The organism is Dietzia cercidiphylli (genome assembly GCF_014145145.1).
In the GTDB taxonomy this organism is placed as follows: Bacteria; Actinomycetota; Actinomycetes; order Mycobacteriales; family Mycobacteriaceae; genus Dietzia; species Dietzia natronolimnaea.
Genome location: NZ_JAALEA010000476.1, coordinates 1 through 1014, shown reverse-complemented (window position 1 = coordinate 1014; position 1014 = coordinate 1). Strand labels below are relative to the sequence as shown.

Annotated in this window: 1 protein-coding gene; it reads right to left on the bottom strand. The window is 71.3% G+C overall.

Going from position 1 to position 1014, the window contains the following annotated elements; translation table 11 throughout:
• On the bottom strand, nucleotides 1-1014 hold a 1014-nt coding region (locus tag G6028_RS15840), incomplete at both ends, for a PTS fructose transporter subunit IIC (protein ID WP_182659446.1).

Here is a 1014-nt window from a genome sequence, read left to right as displayed (position 1 = left end):
TCACGCGGACGGGGTCGGCCGCGGCGAACGGGATCGCGCCCTCGGTGATGAAGCTGGCACCCAACAGGAACGCGGCCCGGCCGTTCTCCTGCTCGACCTCGGTGAACAGGCGCTTGCGGACGACCGTCGCCAATCCCATGGCCAGCGGCGGCACCATACCGGCGGCCATCACGGCCGCCATGATGCGGAGTGAGGCCGGGTTGTCGGCGACCAGGCCGGCGGTGGCGAAGGTGTACGCGGCCTTGTTGACCGGTCCGCCGAGGTCGAAGCACATCATGAGCCCCAGGATGATGCCCAGCAGGATCACCGAGGACCCGCTCATCCCGCCCAGCCACGACTCCATGGCGGAGGTCAGCGAGGCCAGCGGGCGGCCGAGCAGCAGGAACATCAGCAGGCCGATCGCGAGCGATCCGAGCAGCGGGATCAGCACCACCGGCATGAGGCCGGACAGCCAGCGCGGGGTCTTCCAGGTGGTCATCCACCGCACCAGGTAGCCGGCGAGGATGCCGGTGACGAGCGCGCCGATGAACCCGGCGCCGAGGGTGGCCGAGAGGGCGCCGCCCACGAAGCCCGGCGCGATGCCCGGGCGGTCGGCGAGGCCGTAGGCGATGTACCCGGACAGGACCGCGATCATGAATCCCATCGCGGCCTGGCCGATCGCGAACAACACGGCGCCGATGTACAACCGCAGGCCCACGTGGGTGAGCATCTCGGCTCCGGCGGTCCCGGCGGAGACGATCTCGCCGTCGAGGTACCAGACCTGGCCGGGCAGGTCGGTCAACGTGAACCCGGTGGCCACCTCCTGCCAGACAAACGCCACGTCGTACCCGGCGAACAGGAACCCCAGCGCCAGCAACAGGCCGCCGGCGGCGACGAACGGGATCATGTAGGACACGCCGGTCATCACCGCGCGCTGCAGCCCGCGGGCCCAGTGCTCGTCCGAGCCGGACCCGCCGCTGGAGGAGTCGCCGCCCGAGCCGGACGCCGCCGGGACGCGCTTTGCGTCGGGGTCGC